The following is a 19921-nucleotide window of genomic DNA, read 5'->3' as shown; positions in this document are numbered from 1 at the left end:
TGATCGCAAGTATACCTACTTCAATTCCACTGCCTGCTTCGTATGATCCGCTCCAGAGTGGTCGTCTTGAGCTTGGGGCTCACGCGCTCCACCCAGCTTGAACACCAATATCCCGCCTACGATAATAAGCACGCCGATCAGCTGGTTGAACGAGAACGGAACCTTCGCCAACCCCAGCCAGCCCAGTGAATCCCAGAGCAAGGCGAAGCCGAGCTGGGCAGTTAGTACAATCGAGATGGCATAGGTGGCGCCAAGGATTCTGGTGGCCTGGACCAGGCAGATTACGACCCCCACGCCGATCATTCCGCTTAACCAGTACCAGGGCTGCATGTGCTGCAGCGTGAACATATTTTTCCCTTCCATAATCAGCCCCATGACGAGGGAAGCGGCGAAGCCCATGCCCAGCACCAGTGTAGTAGTTGACCAGGAGCCCGTGTGCTCATTGACTTTGGCGTTGAAAATATTCTGTAAACTGACCAGCGCCCCCGCGATCAGTGCAAGTACTAACCCTGTTAACATATCTCTTGTCCCCTTCGTTTAGAACTTCAGTACAACTACCCCGAGAATCATCATCCCGATGCCGATAAACTGCGGCAGCTTCATCTTCTGCCGGACGACTCCGAACCAGCCCCTGATATCAATGATAAAGGTCAGGCAGAGCTGGGCAATCAGCAGCGCCGAGATCGTAAGCGTAACCCCGATGTTCTGAATGGCCGTCACCTCACTGAAAATCACGAAGGCGGCCAGACCGCCGCCGCTGATGTATAACGGATGTACCTTGCGGAAGCCGTGCTTTTTGCCGTCCCGTACCACCAGCGCTATCGCTAACGCCATGATGAATCCAGTAAGCTGGGTAATGGTTGCCGCCTGCCACGTGCCGATATCCTGGCTGATTCTGGCATTGGCTACCCCCTGAAGTGTAATGCAGGCTCCGGCCAAAAATGCGAATATGATCCCTCTCATCTATCTCTCTCCTCTTTTTGCTTCTCTGTACTTATTAAAAGCCAGTTCGCCGGATTGGAAAAGGACATATGTCCTATTCGGTAAAAGTGTGCTCGCCCCGCCGCCTGCATCGCCCTGTTAAAGAGACAACAAGCCCGTTCCAGGCCGGGTTCCGGCTCAAAACGGGCTTACTCTCTCTTCTATATTCAGGAGATGAGACTCATCTCCCGCAGCTTGTCCATGATGATGACGCTGACCGCCGATACCCGGTCAATATCCTTATAGGTTAACCAGGCCAATTCCTCGATCTCTGAAGCCGGGGTAAGCTCGCCCGTGAACTCTGCGGTCAGGCAGGTCATCCGTACGAGGATACCTTCCGCTTTGCCATGTGCCGGGGCTTCGAAGCTTCCGAACTCTGCAATCGTCTCCGGCAGGATCTGCACCGACAGCTCCTCCTCAATCTCGCGGACCAGGGTCTGTGCATCCGTCTCACCGGGCTCCCGCTTGCCACCGGGGAAATAATAGGTGTCCTTGCCTTTGGAACGCGCGCCCAGTACCTTGCCATCCACAACATAGATCCAGGCTACCTTATCTATCACATTAGTCATTGTCAATCTGCACCTTTCCTTCGATGTTACGCTGAAACGGCACTGCTCTTTTAAGAACCGTGTACCCGTTCCTGCTTGCTGCTTGAATATGCATATGCGCTCCGGCCTCTTCCCAGGGCACAGCATAACCCTCACCCTTGGCGCAAAAAATAGACGCCGAGGAGTAGGCCGGGTCCGCATTCTTATTATAATTCCGCTGCTCCACCACCGCCCCGGTCTGGTGGCAGGGCTCATATCCGGCCACTCTGAGCGACATCGATCCCTTGCCCTGCGTCATCGCCGCCAGTCTTACCCCGTAATTCATGAAGCTTGCCGCAGGAACCGTGCCCGTGATCACGGCCTTGGACGGCGTAATATCCGGGGGATCGAAGCGGCCGCCTGCTTGCTGGATATCACTCATAACCTTTCCCACATCGTCCGGATCTATCCTAATCTTCAGGTCGTAGACCGGCTCCAGCAGCAGATTCTCTGCCTGCTCCAGCCCCTGGCGCAACGCGCGGTAAGCCGCTTCCCGGAAGTCGCCGCCGCTCGTATGCTTATTATGCGCCCTTCCCGTAAGCAGGGTGATCTTCAGATCCGTCAGCGGGGAACCGGTCAATAGGCCGTGATGGCCGCTCTCCAGCAGATGCTGCTCAATCTGATGCTGATAGCCCGCCGCCAGATCATCCGGGTGGCAGCGGTTAATGAAGGTAATCCCGCTCCCCCGTTCCCCGCCCTCAAGCATCAGATGAACCTCGGCGTAGTGGCCCAGCGGCTCGAAATGCCCGCAGCCATAGACCGTACCGGCAATAGTCTCCTTATAGAGAATCTCCGGCGCGCCAAAAGAGATCTTAAGCTGAAACCGCTCCGCCACAATCTGCTCCAGAATCTCAAGCTGTATCCCGCCCATTACATGAATATGCAGCTCCTGAAGCTCTTCATCCCAGCTTACATTCAGTGACGGATCTTCCGCACCGAGCTGTCCGAAGGCCTGCATCAGCTCCTTCAGGTGCACGGGTGGCTTGAAGAGCACCTTGGATTTCAAGGTGGGAATAAGTCCGCTGCCCTGCGCGTCCTGAAGTGCGCCCACTCCCGCACCCGGAAGCACGGAGCTTAGGCCGACAACGGCGAACAGCTCCCCGGCGGCAGCCCAGTCAGCAGCGCTATAAGCAGTACCGTTGTACTTGCGGATTCCGGTAATCCGTTCGGAGGTTGGTTCTGCTTCGGGTCCATACGTCAAGAACTCGCGGTTCTTCAGCACGCCTTGAAGGGCTTTGATGTAGGTGATGCGGGTCCCTCTGGCATCGTGGCGGATCTTATAGACCCTCCCGGCAAAAGGCAGCCGATGATCGTACTCCGTGAACGTGAGCGCATCCAGAACCTCCAGAAATTCACCCACGCCCTGGTCCAACAGCGCAGAGCCCTGCATACACGGAAAAATCTCTCCGCGCTTCACCATAGACCTCAGCGCACTGCCGCAATCGCTGTCCTTCAGCGTGCCTTCAAGATAAGGTTCCAGCAGCGTCTCCTCGCGTTCGGCAAGGAACGATTTCATCTCCTCGGTCCACGCAGCTTCCGGCTGCTCCGGCAACAGCAAGGCATCACCGCTAAGCAGCTGCCGGATCTCTTCCAGGACTCGCTCAGGATCACTGCCTGCACGGTCGGTTTTGTTAATGAAGAACAGGGTGGGAATCCGGTGCTGGCGCAGCAGCTGCCAGAGCGTTTCGGTGTGGCTCTCTACACCCTCCACCGCGCTGAGAATTACCACTGCATAGTCCAGCACTTGCAGACAGCGCTCCATCTCCGGGGAGAAATCGACATGGCCCGGCGTATCCAGCAGGAAATAGCGGGCATCCTTATAGGTGAACTCCGCCTGATCGGCGAAGACGGTAATCCCGCGTGCTTTTTCAATCTCATGGGTATCCAGGAACGTATCCTGATGGTCCACACGCCCCCGGCTGCGGATGGCTTCGGTATGGTAGAGCAGCTGCTCGGCGAAGGTCGTCTTCCCGGCATCTACATGGGCGAGCAGTCCGACAGTTATATTCATACGGTACCGCTACACCTCTCCACGGATATATGGAACCACTTCTGACTGGTAAAAGGCAGCCAGGCGCTCCATATCCCCTGGGCTGAAGGAGGGTACATCCAGTGTGGCCAGATTATCGTTCACCTGAGCCTCATTCTTGAAGCCCGGAATCACACAGCTGACAGCCGGATGGTCCAGAATCCAGCGCATGGAGGCCCGTGCCATATTGCCGCGTCCTTCAGCGATCCACTCCAGCTTCTGCGCCAGCTCCACTCCCTTACCAAAAGGCAGCCCGGCAAAGGTCTCGCCCACATTGAACTGCTCCCCGTTCGCGTTGAACCTGCGGTGGTCGTTCTCCTGGAAGGTACTGGACGCTGTGAACTTGCCCGTCAAGAGACCGCTGGCCAGCGGCAGGCGCACCAGAATTCCCGCACCCTTGGCCGCAGCCTGCGGCAATAGCTCCTGTGCCGGCTGCTGCCGGAACAGATTGAAGATCACCTGAAGCGCCGCAACGCCAGGATACTCCAGGCAGAGCAAGCCCTCCTCGATAGTCTCTACGCTGACGCCGTAGTGGCGGATTTTACCCTCGGCCTTCAATTGGTCCAGCGCTGCGAACACACTGCCATCGCGCAGAATCTCCATCGGCGGACAGTGGATCTGATACAGATCAATCGCTTCCCGCTCCAGACGCCGCAGGCTCTGCTCACAGTATTCGCTAATCCGGCGTGCGGAGTAATTCTCCGGGTCATGGATATCACCGGCGCGGCAGAACTTCGTGGCAATATGTATCTCGTCCTGCTTGCCCCGGGTCGCCTTGGCGAGCAGCTCCTCCGCATGGCCTCCGCCATAGACATCTGCGGTATCGAAGAAATTCACGCCCTGCTCCATCGCCGCCTGCAAGCCTCTCAGCCCGTCCTCATCCTTGCTATTCCCCCAGTCCCCGCCAATCGCCCAAGTGCCAAAGCTGACCTCACTGACAGACAGACCCGTATTTCCCAGCTCGCGGTATTTCATCCTATGAACCTCCGTTTATGAGTTTGTGTGGAACCGTTCACAACTCTTCTTATTATGAAGGGTTTGGGCGGTCAGGTCCAGTTGGTAGGCCTGAATGAACATTCATATGGACTTCCCGCCTGCGATCTGGACGATCTTCTGAATCGTGCCGGGTACTTCATCGCTGTCGTTGATTACAAACAGATGCTCCGACTCACTCTCCGTTGGCGGCTCCGCCAATCCCTTCTGTGAATCCGCAATTTGCCGGGTCAGCACTACATCGAAGCTGTTTGATTTTCTAAGGATAGCTGTACTCCGCTGACTACTCGCTACACGCGAATACAGCACATCATCAGGCAGATTGAAATATACCAGCACACTAACCAATCCCTTCTGATGAAACCAATCCAGCATTCGCAGGCGGCCTTCCCTATTGGAGTTAGCGTTACACATGATAATGTGCTGCTCCGTCTCATGAACGGCATAATCCACGATAGTCCGGGTCAAGGCATCCTTGAGCGTATTTTCCCCATGCTTGGGCAGGAGACTTTCGTAATGAGTATTGATGAATTCCGCAAGATCATCCCGGTCAATAACGGCTGATTCAGGTAAGCGCCGCTCTAATTCTCTGGCAAATGTGGTCTTCCCGCTATGCGTTTTACCGACTGTAAGGATTGCTAACCTCTTCATCAATATCGCTCCTCTACGTTAATAGGTATTATCCTTCCATGACAAAAGCAAATACCGGATAACTCTCCACCGGCTCGAAGCCAAGCCTCAGCGCCAGCTTATGTGAAGCTACATTCTCATGCGTTGTTTCCCATAAGGGAAGCATTCCCTGATCGAGATAGTGGCTGATTAACGATGCAGCGGCGAGCGTAGCATAGCCCTTCCCGCGCTCCGATTCTACATGAGTATCTACATCAATGAAGTACCTGTTGTTCACGCTGAAGCCGTTATTTTTGCAAAAGGAAACTACCTTATCCCTAATCTTCACTACAGCACCCGTGGCAGTCAGCCCAACGAACCTGTCATCTCTTGCAGACCTATTATGCTCCGGTAGGGTAAGAACAGGAAATTCCTCGCAGGCGACAGATAGATCTCCCTCCAAGGGGATAGCAGCACGCCTGTTTTTCAGCTGAATAAATCGTTCGCTATTGAACTCATAGACCGACTCCATATGTCTGTCTACGCTCAGCCCGGCAATCTCCAGCTTCAATAGTTCCGTCCATGAATCACTATCATCCGTATAGATCTCGAACCATTTCTCTAGCCTCTGCTGGCAATCAGGTACGACTACCGTCTGCAAAAAGGTCACCAGCTTCAGCCGGTTGATCTCAGTACTGATATCTCCGGCAGCATACATCCATCTCCCCGTAGCCCATACCACAGCCAGTGTCGGCGCTTCCGTATGATCAGCAAATACCCGCCCGGGATAATTCTCCAGCAGGACAGATAAGGCGGGAAGGTGATGCTTTTTACCGGCATAAAAATCATAAACTGCAGCAAAATTCTCAGGTTGCAGCTCCAAAAGCTTATTCAGCTCATTCATTACGCTTCCCTCCATGTATGTATCTCACTTCAATACCGCAGCACCAGTACAAGCCGCATCCCCCGCTCAAGCGGCTCCGCGAAGATATCGCCGCCCATCTTCTGCAGCAGCTGCTTGCAGATGAAGAGGCCGAGGCCGTTGCCCGGCTTGCCGTCCGCATTGGACCCGCGCCAGAAGCTGGTGAAGATATGGGGCAGCTCGCTCAGGAGCAGCGGCTCTCCCGAATTCTCGATCACAATCAGCTGGCGGTAATCCTCCTCGCGGAAGGTAATAGAGATCGACCTGCCGTCTCCATACTTAATGGCATTCTCAATGAGATTATTCAGCACCTCATGCAGCCGTTCTTCGTCCCCAAGCAGCAGCTTGTCCTGATAAGCACCTGCCGTGAGCTCCACCTTCAGCAGCTCCAGCCGATCCTTATGGTTACGGATGACCTTGCCGACCAGCCCTTTGAGATAGAACTCTCCCGGTACCACCTCTATATTCTGCAAAGAAGAGACGGAAGCGGTGATGATCCCGCCGATCAGCTGCTCCATATGTTCTGCTTGCTGACCAATCAGCCGGGCGGCCGATTGCCGCTTGACTTCGCTGTCATAGAGGCCGTCCGCCAGGGCGCTGGCGTAGAGCCTGATCGTGGCGACTGGGGTTTTAAGCTCATGCGAGAGGGACGCGACCAGCGTCTGGCGGTCCTTTTCCAGGCGGAGATTCGTCTCTTTCTGGGTATCCAGTGTCTGCCGCAGCAGGTCCAGCCCCCACACGAACCGGCCGAAGTACCGGCTACGGTGCTCCTTCATACCTATGCTCAGCTGCCCCCTGGATAACTCATAAGGCAACTCCTGCAGAGTATGGAACGGCCGCAGAATCTGCTTACGGATGTAGAACAGCAGCACCATCACGGCTCCAAGCGCCGCCAGCAGGAACAGATTCAGAACCAGAAGCGCATGAACCTCCGGCCCGGGCATCCGGTAAGAGAACCTTAAGTATCCTGCGATTTGCTGATCCGCATACAAGGGCTTGACCGTGAATTCATTGGCATCCCCCACCCCGATACCGGCAAAAAAGCGCTGAACCTCTTCCGGCCCCGCTTCCTTCCCGATCCAGCTTAAGTCCTTCACGTAGGTATACCGGTTCTGATCCGGCAGCAGTTCCTCCAGAGGCATTCCTCGCTCCGCCTGGTCATAGATCCGGTTAATCTCTATCCGGTAAGCCTTCCCGGCCGTCCCTGTCTCCCTGTAGGATACATATCCATTAAGAGCCGCTATGAACGTCAGCCCGAGAAGTAACGCCCAGAGCATCAGCCTGTTAAATGCCTTCATATTTATATCCCACTCCCCAGATGGTAACGATGCGCCTTGGATCTTTGGGGTTATGTTCGATTTTGTCCCGCAGCTTGTTCATATGTACGGTCAACGTGGACGGCTCACTGAAGCTGTCTGCCCCCCATACCTGCTGGAACAGCCACTCCTTGCGAAGCGCTTTGCCCTTGTTGCTCATCAGCAAGACCAACAGCTCGTACTCTTTGGCTGTCATCCCGAGCGGCTGCCCGCTTCTATATACTACTCTTGCGGTCTGATTCACTGTAAGTTCGCCATCCGTCAGCAGCAGCTTGTTCTCGTTCATCTCATAGCTCCGCCGCAGGTGCGCCTTGACCTTCGCCGTCAGCAGAGGAGCCGAGAAGGGCTTCTCCAGGTAATCGTCCGCACCCAGCTCAAGCCCGATAATCTTGCTCTCATCCCCGTGGCGTGCGCTCATGATCAGAATCGGCAGATTGAACTTCTCCCTGGCGATTCTGCATACGGCGAAGCCGTCCAGCCCCGGCAGCATAATATCGAGCAGCAGCAGCTTGACGGCATTCGTCTCCAAATAAGCCAAGCCCTCTTCCGCAGAGGCCATACTGCATACAGAATATCCTTCCACCTGCAAAAAATCCTTCATCACCTCCGCCAGCTCCGCATTATCCTCAATGATCAGAATGTCCGCCACGGCTCTCTCCTCCTGCTGCTTGCAGCTTCTTACCAGCCCATCTCCATCAGCCAGCCGGTCAGGCTGCGTTCACGTTCCCTCGGACCTTGCTCCGGTATATATTTGCCCAGCACATGCTCGCCCTGAATATTGCCATCCACCATATACAGCACCTTATCACTCTGCGCGGCTACCTTCACATCGTGTGTAACCACCATCAGCGTTGTTCCTTCCCGGTTGATTCGGCAGAGCTCGGACATGACCTCCTGTGCGGCTTTGGAATTGAGCGCACCTGTCGGCTCATCTGCGAACAGCATAGCCGGCTTGTTGATGAGCGCCCGGCAGATGCAGGCCCGCTGCAGCTGTCCGCCGGATACCTCTGTGATGTCATGGGCTGCCGTCTCCATAATGTTCAGCTTCCGCATCAGCTCATCAGCATATTGGTTCACCTCGCTGCGGCTGCGTCCCTGTCCGCCTCTCTTGCCGCTCAGCGACTCATAGCCTGATAGAATAATATTATCATAAACCGAGAGATTGCTCAGCATATGCATCTGCTGGAAGATGAAACCCATTTTGTGCAGCCGCAGTTCAGCCATGCCCTTCTCAGAGAGCTGCGAGAGACTCTCCCCGTCAAAGACCACCTCGCCCGCCGTAAGCCGGTCCATCCCGCTGACGGTATAGAGCAGCGTAGACTTGCCCGAACCGGACGGCCCCATGACAGACACGAACTCCCCGGCATGAAGCGTGAAATTGATATTCCGCAGAACATTATTCTGACCTTTATTGACGATATAGGTCTTGCATAGGTTAGTTACTTCAAGTAATGCTGCCATTTCGCCACTCCTTCTTTTCTTTTAAAATATAAGCCTATTCCTTATTCATATTCCATAGCTGCACACGCTTGATCTGGCCGCAGCTGGTGTACACCGCCAACATGACGACCGCCAGGATCAGCAGCGGATACAGCAGATAGACCTGAAACGGAAGAATATTCAGCTGGAGGCTGGTCAGTCCGAAGATCCGGAAAATGAGACCCAGCAGGCGGCTGCCAAGGGTATTCGCAGCGATTACGCCCAACACCAGCGAGACGGAGATAATAATCAGAATGCGCAGCGCCTGCCACCGCCGGATCGCGGCATTCGTGAAGCCGATGCTTTTCATGACAGCAATGCCGTGAACCTCCTTCGCAATCATCAATCGGACGAACAGGCTGGTGATGAAGAACGTAATGAGGCAGATGATAGCCGTAAGCAGCCCATTGATGCTGTGAAGCTGGCCCATGAAGCCGCCCGTGATCTCTCCCAGCAGTTCAAGCGAGGTTTTGAAGCCTTGTTCCGGGAACTGCAACTGAATTTCCTTCATCATCCCTGCCTTCGCTTGCTCCGGGGCATGGAGTTCGCCGGAGAACAGGTAAGCGGATATTGTCTTCAGCTCATAGTCCCGTGCAATCCAGACCGCGTACCCCTCATTGGAGATACTTTGGAACAGTCCGCTGATCATGAAGGTCCCCTGAACCCCGCCGATTTCAAAAGTAATATTATCGCCCACCCGCTTCCCGTATTTCTCGGACATGATGGTTGTAATCGCAATTTCATTCTTCAGCAGCGGGACCGTGCCCTCCAGAATCTCAACAGCCCCATTCTGATCATTCTTCTGGCCGTTGATCCGCCGGTTGGCCTGCCCGTTATCGGAGATATATTTGGTACTTACCGTATAATTCGCTGTAAGCGTGACCTCGAAGCCCCGATCCTTCAGCCGCTTGGACAGGAGCGCCTTCTCCTGTTGGATCTGCTCAACGGGTTTCTCTGCCACGACGGTTGGGCTATAAAAATCCGCACCAATCGTACCGAAATATTCCAGGAACTTAGGAGTTACAATGGTATTGGTCAGATTGACCGGGATCAGAATGATCGCTGAGCTTAAGATCAGCGTCAGAATAAGTGAAGTGTAGCTCTTGGGCCGGTTCAGCACATCGCTCAGCGCGAGGAAGAACGGAGGCGGGATGAAACGGATTTTATGTAAATGAATGCGCCGGGACGCCTTGAAGCGTTCACCGGTCTGGCCTTGCCGGATGGCATCGATGGCCGATGCCTTGTTAATCTTGCGCATGCAGAGTAAGCAGAACAGCAGAATGAATGCGATCATGACCACTGTGCTAAGTGCCGAGATCATAATGCTGATGCTGCCTCCGGGCAGAATCATATATTGCGAGGTTTTGCGGGACATCAGCGCAGTCAATGGGAGACTGATGCCGAGTCCGAGAACGCCGCCGAGACAGGCCAGCCCTGTATATTTTGTCAGGTAGAGCTGCTTGATCGCCCGGTTCCTGAACCCGATGGCCTTCATAACACCAATCTCCTTGTATTCATCCTGCAGGGTGGAGACAATGGTGAAGCGCAGGGTCAGAAAAGCAATGAAGATCAGAAACAAGCTAATCGCAAACATCATGGCCGAGATCATCCGGTCCGTCATATAAGTCATCTTGACCAGCGCCTTATCCACCTCGAAGCTGATGGGCAGATCACTGTTCGCAAAAGAAGATGATATCTCAGTAGACGCTACACCCGGTGCCGCCACGAAGCTCCATAGATTCATCCGCTTATCTTCGGGCACCAGCTTCTCTATTTCCTTGAAATCCTCTGCTGACAGCATGAGGCGCTTCAGTCCCAGCAGATCTGCCCCCATGAACGCATCCTTGAAGTAACCGTTCACCGTGAACGTTCTCGTAATCTCACCGAACTTAAGCTTCAGCTGCTCTCCCGGTACGATACCACTGCTTAGCATCAGGCTGGCCGGAAGACCGATCTCCCCTGGGCGAAGTGAATATCGCTCATTGTCTTCACCGAAGACCAGGTTCACCTGCTCAGGAATAGCGGACAGCACGAAGCTTACATTTCCCGAGAAGCTCTTGCGGCCTTCTGGCATCGTAACCTGATTCAGTAAGAGGTTGAGCTGCCGTTCTGTATAAGCTGTCTCCACCTTCTTTTCCTGCTTGACCCAGTCTTCTACTGCCGAGTTATAGCCAGGGTCATTGGCCAGCGTGATATTAAGATCCGCCACCTTGCTGCCTTCGATGAAACTGCCCAAGGCGCTAGAGGTGGAATACATCAGGCTGGAGCTGCTTGCAGCTAGTGTGGAGGCCAGGATGATGAGGATCAGCAGAACGGTATTCATCACCTTTTTACGCCGCAAATCCTTTTTTAGAATAGTCAGGAACACGTTAATTTTCTCCCTTCGTCAAGCTCTGTCCTGATTATAAGACTTCAAATGTTAAATAATCCTTAAGTCGCTCCAATCCTTGCTCACCCTATGAAAACAGCAAAAAGAGCTACGGAATAAACGCTCCATAGCTCCTTAATTGCCCCACATCAGAATTGTTCTTTGGCAAAATTGTAAAATGCCAGTGCGTCTTCCCATGACGGGAATCCGGCCTGAGCCAGCTTGTCGCTGCCCCCGCCCTTGCCCTGGTATCCGCCCAGATGAGCCTTGAAGAATGCTCCGCACGAGAATTCCGCAGAGCCGCTATGCGCGAGTACAGCCTTATTCTCCGCCGCACTCAGCAGCAGCAGCGGAAGGTCGGTCAGCGCCGTCAGCTTTGCAGCCAGACTCTGCAAGTCCTTAAGCGTTCTCGTATCCGAGATAAGCCGGATCACCCGGCTGTCGGCTTCCGCAGCGGCTAACAGCTCCCGGGCCAGATAACTGTCATTCTGCTCCCTCACCGCAGCCAGCTCCATCTGCATAAGCTTCTGCTCCTGCTCCCATTTGCCGATCCGGTCCATAATCTCTTCCTTGCCGGTATTGAACTTGACGGACAACTGGCTGATGATCTGGACATGATCGTTGAAGGCGGCAAGTGCCCGCCCCCCGCACAGGAAGGTAACCCGTACATGGCCCTTCTGCTTCTCGGAGCGCAGCAGCTTAATCAAGCCAATCGCCCCGGTCGCCGCGACATGTGTTCCCCCGCAGGCATTGTGCTCCACGCCTTCAATCTCGACAATCCGGATGTCCTCGGTTACCTTGGGCAGCTTAAGGAGCGGCAGCTTCGCCATCTCCTCTGCAGTCACGAAGTAGCTGACTATGCTCCGGTTCAGGTAAATCTGGCGGTTAACCTCCTGCTCAGCCTCCGCCAGCTCCGCCGCTGACAGCTCAGAGCGGTCCAGGTCAATCGTGGCATAATCACTCCCCAGGTGGAAGCTGACGGTCGCCGCCTGATATAACTTTAGGAATACGGCGGATAACAGGTGCTGGCCGCTATGCTGCTGCATATGGTCGAATCTCCGGGCCCAGTCAATGGCGCAGTCTACTTCAGTCTGCCCGGGAAGCTGCGCCACCTTATGCAGCACCTCCTGAGCCTCCAGCACCACATCCAGCACAGCAATCCCGCCGATGGTTCCTGTATCACAAGGCTGTCCGCCGCCGTGCGGGTAGAAGGCCGTCTCCGCAAGCGTCACATAGATCCCGTCTTCACGCTCTATCGCGGAGGTGATCACGGTACTCCATTCTTGAATATCAGCCGAATCATAATATAGCTTCTTGGTCATCCCTTAAGCTCCCCCATTCGCATCCATTGCAGGTCCGAAAAACTTCTCCATGACCACGTAGTCCTTGCCGCCTTTGCTGAACACTTCATCCGTTCTCTGCATGCCGAATTTCTTGTAAAAGCCTGCCTTGTACGTTCTGGCATTACAGAAAATCCGTCGCACCCCCGCCTTCTCCGCTTCCGCAAGAACCGTCTTCAACAGCTTGCTGCCATAGCCCTGGCCCTGCTCCAGCTCCAGGGTAGCGAACTTGCGGAACTGCGCATCTGTGCCGTTGACGAACAGGGATAACACAGAAACCAGACGATCCCCCACATACAGCCCGTAATGCTTGCCTTGATCGTCATCTGCCAGCTTAATATAATCCGGCTCCCGCTCGGGCCACATGACTTCATGCCTAAGCTTCCAGACTTCTTCCTTATGTATAAGCTTGATCTCCATCTCATCCACTCCATTAGTTGTGCTTAATGCATCGTATCCCATATTTGCTTGCCGATCAATATGACAGTGACTGTAATGAATAACGGCCGAATATACGCCGCTCCTTTGCGGATCGCCAACCGGGAGCCGACAATGGCTCCAATCACCATCGGAATCCCCAGAATTAGCCCGTGGGTGTAGCTGACAGAGCCCAGGGCAATGAATGTAAGTAGGCTTGTGATGTTGCTGGCGAAATTCAGGATTTTGGCGTTGCCTGCGGCGGTGACAAATTCAAACCCCATCATCAGAAAAGCGAAAATCAGAAACGACCCCGTTCCCGGGCCGAAGAACCCGTCATAGAAGCCGATTATGAGCGCTGCCATGCTTCCCGCCAGACGTAATTTACCGTTGCTGGCAGAGAAGGTGGAGACGTCTCCCCAGGCTTTTTTGAACAAGGTGTAGATTGTAATGACCACCAGCATCACGATCACCAGCGGCTTCAGGAACTCGGAAGGCACCTGACGTACAGTCAGCGTTCCGGCCATCGCGCCAATGATCGACAGCGGGATCAGCGTCCGCACCAGCTTGAAATTGATTTTGCCGGAACGCACGAACGAGGCGGTGCTGGTCAGCGAGCACATCGATCCCGCCAATTTGCTGCTGCCCAGCAGCAGCGGAAGCGGAATCCCTACCGCCAGCAGCGCCGGAATCGCGATCAGTCCGCCGCCGCCCACTACAGAATCAATTAATCCAGCCAGAAATCCACATATCACCAATATAAGAACCATACTGAGCGTCCAGTCTTCCATTACTGTGCCATTCCCCCTGCTACTCTAATCTAATTCCATCCATGAGCGGCATACCAGACGCCGTCCCTGAATGTATTCCAGGCCTCTTGTACGAACGGGATAATATTCTCCGGCAGCACATCCACCGGGAACCAGCATATCTCATCGCATTTGTCCGGCTCCATGTTGCAGATCTCTCCAGTCCACTGCTCCGCCCTGAAAAAGAAATCCACCCGCTCATCCCCGGAGGTACGCAGGTGCATCGTTCCGATCAGGGTAAGATCGGCGGGAGCTATAACCACACCGCATTCTTCCCGGACCTCGCGGATGGCGGCGGTATGAAGCGGCTCGCCGCCATCCAGCTTCCCGGCAGGCAGTCCATACTCCCCGTCATGATGTCCTGTATTCTTCCGTCTCAGCAGCAGGACTTGCCCGTCCTTAATCAGAAATACATGGACTACACTGACTAATCGAAAGACTTCCATTCCAATTCTTCCTCTCCATTCTCACTCCCGAAAGAATAAGCGGACAAGCCTGGAAATCGGCTTGCCCGCTCATTCAAGTTACTGCTATTCTATTCTTCCGAATCCACGTTGTGGTAGACCTGCTGCACATCGTCCAATTCTTCAAGCGCATCGATCAGCTTCTCGAACTGTGCCTGCGCATCTTCAGGAATAGCTACATAGTTCTGCGGGAGCAGCGTCAGCTCCGCTACGGTGAATTCCGTGATTCCTGCGCTGCGGAAGGCTTCCTGTACTGCATGGAACTGGTCCGGCTCAGCATACACGATGACCGCCTCGTCCTCTTCTAGCACGTCGCGGACATCCAGGTCTGCTTCGATCAGCAGCTCCATAACCTCATCTGCCGATTTGCCTTCCACCCCGATTACCGCTGTCGGATCGAACATATACGTAACCGATCCGCTGACGCCCATGTTGCCGCCGTTCTTGCTGAACGTGGAACGGACCAGCGGAGCCGTGCGGTTGACGTTATTCGTCAGCGCATCGACTACAATCATCGAGCCGCTTGGACCGAAGCCTTCATAGCGCAGCTCAACGTAGGTCTCATCGCCGCTGCCCTTGGCTTTCTCCAGGGCACGGTCAATAATCGCCTTCGGTACATTGTAGGTCTTGGCCCGCTCCAGAACGACCTTCAGCGCCCGGTTGGATTCCGGATCAGGCTCGCCCTTCTTCGCTGCAACATAGATTTCTACCCCGAACTTGGCGTAGACCTTACTTGTATTAGCATCCTTGGATGCTTTCTTTTCCTTAATATTATTCCATTTACGACCCATATCGTTACCGCTCGCTTTCCAACATTTAATTAAAAACAGTCTTGTATATTATACCTCTCTTCAATCGATCCCGTAAAGGGCCGTCCACGCTCCTTCACAAATCCAGCAAATTCAGCATCTGCTCCGGCCCGGCTGCCTGCATTAGCCAAGGCAGACGCGGGCCTTCCTCCGCACCAAGCACTAACTGATAGATGATGGTGAACAGTCTTTTTTGCTGGCTGCGCATCGTCTTTTTGTCTTCATGATGGCAAATGGCGTAGATTTCGGTCATCTGCTGCGTTTCGTCCAGCTCCCTGCTCCGCAGCAGACTGCACAAGCTCCGCAGCCATCTCAGTTCCACTCCGGTAAGGGAGTGATAATAAGCATAGTTGGGCTTGCTCTGAATCGTTACCAGCTTATGCGGCATCCAGTTCCTGATCCAGTATTCCGCACGGTCCGCCACCCTCTGAAGCCGGAGTTCATCAATCTCCACATTATTTCTGTTGAACATCTCCCGGAGCCTTCCCCTGTCGAAGTTGATTAAGGGAAGCAGACTGGCTACCTGGCCGAAGCTAACGTTACTTCCAGCACTCACCGGGGAGCCGCTTCGCAGAGACAGCTCCAGCGCACCTGCAAGATCGCCCGTTAGCGTGCCTGCCCGTGCTCCTGCAGCATACCGTTCGAACTCCGCATAATTGCGCAGCACATCCTCATCCAGCCCGATATGGAAGGCGGCATTTGGCTGGTATTTGGCGAACAGGAACAGAATGTTCTCCGGGGCGTAGACTCGGAGCACATCATCTGGAGTGTAATTGTGCCCGGAGGAGCTGGACATTTTAGCGAAGCTGCCTTTGATGCTGATGAATTCATAAGGCTCATACACCGGCGGCGAATACCCGTAGATCTGCTCTGCGATTACCGCAGCCACATTATAGCTTCCTGTCTCTGACGAATGGTCCCGGCCGCCCGGCTCGAATACGACCTGCTCTTGCTGCCAGCGCATCGGCCAGTCGATTTTCCAGTGCAGCTTGATATTGTCCGCCTGCGGAATATGTACAGTATCGCAATGACCACAGCCGCAGCGGTAAGCCACGGTCTCCGCCGTGTCGTTGTAATCAAGAATGGTAGTCGAGTCTTTGCCGCATTGCCCGCAATAGAGATGGATGGGATAGAATGCCGCCCGCTCATCCGCCGAACTCTCACCTGTCTTGAACGACATCAGGATATCGTAAATCTCTCCCCGGCGGCGCAGGGCGTGCAGGATTTGCGGATAATAACGGCCTGACTGGTATTCCCGGCTCTGATAAATGAACTCCGGCTCAATCTCAAATACCTGGAGCGCCTGCTCGAATTCCGACTCGTAATGGGCCGCATACGAAGTATGACAGCCATACGGACACGGCACCTGCGAATAAGGTAGACCAATATACTGAGCGAAGCCCGGGTCCACGTGGGCCGGCACTTTGCGGAACCGGTCAAAGTCATCCCATGAGAAAATAAACCGCACCTCCTTCCCCGCCCGCCGCAGCGCCTTCGCCACAAATGCAGTCGTCACCGCCTCGCGGAAATTCCCGATATGAACTGATCCGGACGGACTGATCCCGGAAGCACATACATACGTCTGCCGCTGCGGATGCTCCGCGATTAACCGGTTTGCAATTTTTTCTGCCCAATGCATCTCAATCACCTCTAAGTTTATTGTGAATTGCCTGAAAAGCAAAAAAGCTCCCGCCCTCAAGATTAATATCTTGAGGACGGGAGCTTGGATAAGCTTCGTGGTACCACCTCTGTTCACGGACAAGTTGCCTCATCCGCCTCTTCGGGTACGGCCATGACGCTTATACCCTATCTCTGTAACGGGAGAACCCGGCATACCATCCTTGGACACTTGTGCCCAATTCCCTATGCAGCTCGGAGACTTTTTTCAGATCAGGTGCTTCGCTGCTCCCTTTCACCACTCTGGAGCTCTCTGTGAACGCTGCCGCCTGCTTACTCTTCTCTTCATCGCTTGTGTTGTTGTACGTTATTATTTGCAATAATACTGCGGGAGGGAGAATGTGTCAATTATTAAGTTTAAAATAACCTTTAATAGCTGTCAGGTATTTCGCTTGAGCATCTGGAACCAAAGACAGAACTCCAGAAAATTCATCACCCTAAGCCCATGCCATACTTTTCTTCGCTATTTTTGATAAAATCATAAGGAATACATGGCAAGCTCAATTTTGTTAGTAACTTCTGCATTAGGTGGGTCTCGTCTCTTCTTATCTGTGTCCTGAACAAAAAAGGAGGGTTATTCATGAAAAAAAATCTATTCTTCACCTTCATTAGCTTTTTATTTCTTATTGCTTGTTCTTCTCAACAAGAATATTCTAACGTGAATGAAGCCATAATGTCCCTTGAAAAAAACATTACAAAAATTGAATCACCTGACGACCAAATTCTTGAGGGTATTAAACCTGTTAGCTATAAACTGAGTAATGAGGAAATTATAAAAGTTTACGCTTTCGGATCGGAGGAGAAACGAGAAAGTGGAATAAAGCACTTTGAAGAAAGTATTTAGCTTCTTAGTTCCCACGCACCAATTGTCTACCAATCTGGAAAATATTTAGTTCTGTATTACGCCCTCGTCGATTCAAAAACTAGAACACCCAAGCTGAACGAAACAAAGTTTGGAGTAAAAATAGAAAAAGCTCTCAACAGTATGTAACAGGAATAGCAAAAAAAATGCGATTTAGGTCTATGCGACTAATAGAATCGAATGTCCTGGCTCCTATGGCCAAACGATCAGCCCTCTTTGCAGGAGGGCTATTTGTGGTCAAATGCATTGATTAAGCTCCAGACAACGTACAACCTCACCGTCGTATAACTCTTCACTGACCTTTTGGAATCCAAGCGATTCATACAACATTCCGGCAATCCGGTTGTCGGGTCTATGCCCGATCATTAATCGGCTACACCCTTCATTTCGCATATGCTGTATTAATTTCACCATGGCTTGTCTGGCATACCCCTGTCCTTGATGATGTTCATCAATCATAAGGGCAGGTATCCAGCAGTTACCTTCCTCATCGGGAGTTGTACAAAAAACAATAAATCCTACCACCACAGCTCCTGAATAAATAGCCAGAAGTTCAAACTCCTGCACAAATTTTGCCTCAGCAATCCAATTAACCACCGGAGCAGGAAAAACGCTTTGTTGTTCTGGCTTCACCTTCAGCAATGTGCAATCATACCAGTTCTCGGCCGTTACAGGCCTTAGTTCAATAACCATCATATTCCCTCCAAAGATCTAGTTTCAGCATTCAAACTTCTCCCAACATTATACTGTGGAGGGAATCTCTACGGTTGGTATAGAATGGTTAAAGAAAAAGGCTATCACAGCAAGCACAAGAACACTTGAGCCTTCGCAGCTCCGAAACAAGTGGAATAATGTATCCTAATTTCGTGATTTCTAATCCTTTAAGGTGAACAAGTGGAAAAACAACAACTACTGCATCGGGATATGCCGCTACTGCGGAATGTGGAAGAAATTAAGTGTCCTTTATCCAACTGTTGTCCCGGCAAAGTGCATTCCTTCATCAGCAAGTGGAGGAAATCCACCTATGATCCGCCACAGCCCGCTGCCTAGCGCCCCCCGCAAAAAGGAGGATCGCCACACCGGGCAATCCTCCCCAATTCACACCAATTAATCCCGATCCATCCAACGTTACACCCAAACCTCATTCGCCGTCTCAATCACCAGCCGCAGCTTATCCCACTGCTCTTCTTCCGTTAAAATGTTGCCTTCCTCCGAGGAGGCGAAGCCGCATTGTGTGCTTAGGCACAGCTTGTTGATGTCTACGTACTGGGCAGCTTCTTCGATACGCGCAATAAGCTGCTCCTTGCTCTCCAGCCCGCCATGCTTGGTGGTCACCAGACCCAGCACGACGAACTGATCCTTGATGAAGCGCAGCGGCTCGAAGTCGCCGGAGCGTTCATTGTCGTATTCGAGGAAGAACGCGTCCACGTTCGTATTCGAGAAAAGCTCCTCGGCGACCGGCCCATACCCTCCGGCGGCGAACCAGGTGGAGCGGAGATTGCCCCTGCATACATGCAGGGCAATGGTCATGTCCGCCGGGCGGCCGGCAATGCTCTCGTTAATCAGCCGGACGTAGTCTTGAGCAAGCTGATCCGGGTCAACGCCCCTGCTGCGCAGATGAGCACGATGTCTGCCGCTGCACAGCGTCCCCCAGGTGGTATCATCCAGCTGCAGATAACGGCAACCGGCATCATAGAAGGCTTGAATCGCCGTCCGGTACACCTGAATGATATCGCCGTACAGCGTTTCGGTATTGGAATAAATGTCGTTGCCGTTATACTCCTGCACGAAATGGAACAAAGAGGGTGAAGGAATCGTCATTTTGGCCAGCGTCTCTCCGGCCATCTGCTGCAAGGTACGGAATTCCTCGACCATAGAATGGTCACCGAAGGCGATTTTACCGGTAATCCTGAAGCTCTCGGCGCGGTTCGTCTGCTCCTTGGAAACGCCGGGAGTACCGCCAAGAGTGATTTTTCCAGTACCCTCAATCCCAAGGAAGAAGTCCAGATGCCACCAGGAGCGGCGGAATTCGCCATCGGTCACAGCCTTCAGCCCAAGCGACTTCTCCTGCTGAAGCAGCTTGCCAATCTCTATATTCTCAATCTCCCGCAGCTGTCCCGCGGTTAGTTCACCTTCCGCATGAAGGCTGCGTGCATTCCTGATCTCCTCTGTACGCAGGAAGCTCCCGACAATGTCGTAGCGGAAGGGCGGTGCGTTTCTTGTCGATCCGATCACTGGACTGCTCATACGTCCCTCCTG

The 19921-nt window shown here is 53.3% G+C and carries 20 protein-coding genes; 1 reads left to right on the top strand and 19 read right to left on the bottom strand.

What is annotated here, in order from left to right:
- Nucleotides 1-15 precede the first annotated feature (15 nt).
- The 17 genes from MKY86_RS13965 to lysS all read right to left on the bottom strand — a co-directional run bounded on the left by MKY86_RS13965 (nt 16) and on the right by lysS (nt 16762).
- On the bottom strand, nt 16-519 hold the full coding sequence (locus tag MKY86_RS13965) for a DMT family transporter (protein ID WP_076078136.1): 504 nt from the start codon (nt 517-519) through the stop codon (nt 16-18).
- 18 nt (nt 520-537) lie between these two features.
- Nucleotides 538-963: a DMT family transporter gene (locus MKY86_RS13960; RefSeq protein ID WP_036693966.1), complete on the bottom strand. Its 426-nt coding sequence runs from the start codon at nt 961-963 to the stop codon at nt 538-540.
- 185 nt (nt 964-1148) lie between these two features.
- A complete protein-coding gene (locus tag MKY86_RS13955) occupies nt 1149-1550 on the bottom strand; it encodes an NUDIX hydrolase (protein ID WP_076078134.1) in 402 nt (133 codons plus the stop codon).
- Nucleotides 1543-3579, bottom strand: a complete 2037-nt coding sequence (locus MKY86_RS13950; protein WP_083684819.1) for a GTP-binding protein — start codon at nt 3577-3579, stop codon at nt 1543-1545. The genes MKY86_RS13955 and MKY86_RS13950 overlap by 8 nt, the downstream gene beginning before the upstream one ends.
- Before the next feature lie 9 nt (nt 3580-3588).
- The gene (locus tag MKY86_RS13945; RefSeq protein ID WP_076078131.1) at nt 3589-4572 is read right to left on the bottom strand and encodes an aldo/keto reductase; all 984 of its coding nucleotides are present in this window, start codon (nt 4570-4572) and stop codon (nt 3589-3591) included.
- Nucleotides 4573-4674: 102 nt separating this feature from the next.
- Nucleotides 4675-5241, bottom strand: a complete 567-nt coding sequence (locus MKY86_RS13940; protein WP_076078128.1) for an AAA family ATPase — start codon at nt 5239-5241, stop codon at nt 4675-4677.
- Between the two features lie 28 nt (nt 5242-5269).
- Nucleotides 5270-6103: a GNAT family N-acetyltransferase gene (locus MKY86_RS13935; protein ID WP_076078125.1), complete on the bottom strand. Its 834-nt coding sequence runs from the start codon at nt 6101-6103 to the stop codon at nt 5270-5272.
- 29 nt (nt 6104-6132) lie between these two features.
- Nucleotides 6133-7419, bottom strand: a complete 1287-nt coding sequence (locus tag MKY86_RS13930) for an ATP-binding protein (protein ID WP_083684813.1) — start codon at nt 7417-7419, stop codon at nt 6133-6135.
- Nucleotides 7406-8086 (bottom strand): response regulator transcription factor, encoded by a 681-nt coding sequence (locus MKY86_RS13925; RefSeq protein ID WP_036728619.1) that lies wholly within the window; start codon nt 8084-8086, stop codon nt 7406-7408. The genes MKY86_RS13930 and MKY86_RS13925 overlap by 14 nt, the downstream gene beginning before the upstream one ends.
- Nucleotides 8087-8115: 29 nt before the next feature.
- Nucleotides 8116-8898 (bottom strand): ABC transporter ATP-binding protein, encoded by a 783-nt coding sequence (locus tag MKY86_RS13920; RefSeq protein ID WP_076078122.1) that lies wholly within the window; start codon nt 8896-8898, stop codon nt 8116-8118.
- A gap of 34 nt (nt 8899-8932) precedes the next feature.
- Nucleotides 8933-11284 carry an ABC transporter permease gene (locus tag MKY86_RS13915; protein ID WP_076078120.1) on the bottom strand — a complete coding sequence of 784 codons (2352 nt, stop codon included), beginning with the start codon at nt 11282-11284 and terminating at the stop codon, nt 8933-8935.
- Nucleotides 11285-11433: 149 nt separating this feature from the next.
- Complete coding sequence (locus tag MKY86_RS13910; RefSeq protein ID WP_076078117.1) at nt 11434-12606, bottom strand: alanyl-tRNA editing protein; 1173 nt, start codon at nt 12604-12606, stop codon at nt 11434-11436.
- A gap of 3 nt (nt 12607-12609) precedes the next feature.
- Nucleotides 12610-13044, bottom strand: a complete 435-nt coding sequence (locus MKY86_RS13905) for a GNAT family N-acetyltransferase (RefSeq protein WP_340827016.1) — start codon at nt 13042-13044, stop codon at nt 12610-12612.
- Between the two features lie 23 nt (nt 13045-13067).
- Complete coding sequence (locus MKY86_RS13900; RefSeq protein WP_076078114.1) at nt 13068-13832, bottom strand: TSUP family transporter; 765 nt, start codon at nt 13830-13832, stop codon at nt 13068-13070.
- Between the two features lie 29 nt (nt 13833-13861).
- Nucleotides 13862-14296 carry an NUDIX hydrolase gene (locus tag MKY86_RS13895; RefSeq protein ID WP_076078112.1) on the bottom strand — a complete coding sequence of 145 codons (435 nt, stop codon included), beginning with the start codon at nt 14294-14296 and terminating at the stop codon, nt 13862-13864.
- An 89-nt stretch (nt 14297-14385) separates the two neighbouring features.
- Complete coding sequence (locus tag MKY86_RS13890) at nt 14386-15105, bottom strand: YebC/PmpR family DNA-binding transcriptional regulator (RefSeq protein ID WP_076078109.1); 720 nt, start codon at nt 15103-15105, stop codon at nt 14386-14388.
- A gap of 94 nt (nt 15106-15199) precedes the next feature.
- Nucleotides 15200-16762: a lysine--tRNA ligase gene (lysS, locus tag MKY86_RS13885; RefSeq protein WP_076078091.1), complete on the bottom strand. Its 1563-nt coding sequence runs from the start codon at nt 16760-16762 to the stop codon at nt 15200-15202.
- A gap of 618 nt (nt 16763-17380) precedes the next feature.
- Here lysS and MKY86_RS13880 point away from each other — a divergent pair.
- Nucleotides 17381-17644, top strand: a complete 264-nt coding sequence (locus MKY86_RS13880; protein WP_076078089.1) for a hypothetical protein — start codon at nt 17381-17383, stop codon at nt 17642-17644.
- Nucleotides 17645-17899: 255 nt separating this feature from the next.
- Here MKY86_RS13880 and MKY86_RS13875 read toward each other — a convergent pair whose 3' ends face one another.
- Nucleotides 17900-18358 (bottom strand): GNAT family N-acetyltransferase, encoded by a 459-nt coding sequence (locus tag MKY86_RS13875; RefSeq protein ID WP_340827014.1) that lies wholly within the window; start codon nt 18356-18358, stop codon nt 17900-17902.
- A 432-nt stretch (nt 18359-18790) separates the two neighbouring features.
- Entirely contained in the window at nt 18791-19909 is a 1119-nt protein-coding gene (locus MKY86_RS13870) for a 5-methyltetrahydropteroyltriglutamate--homocysteine S-methyltransferase (RefSeq protein WP_076078083.1), read from the bottom strand.
- Nucleotides 19910-19921 lie beyond the last annotated feature (12 nt).

It is taken from the genome of Paenibacillus sp. FSL R7-0333, from assembly GCF_038000365.1.
Classification (GTDB): Bacteria; Bacillota; Bacilli; order Paenibacillales; family Paenibacillaceae; genus Paenibacillus_AQ; species Paenibacillus_AQ silagei.
Note: the sequence above shows the minus strand (reverse complement) of the source record. Positions and strands in the feature narration are given on the sequence as shown.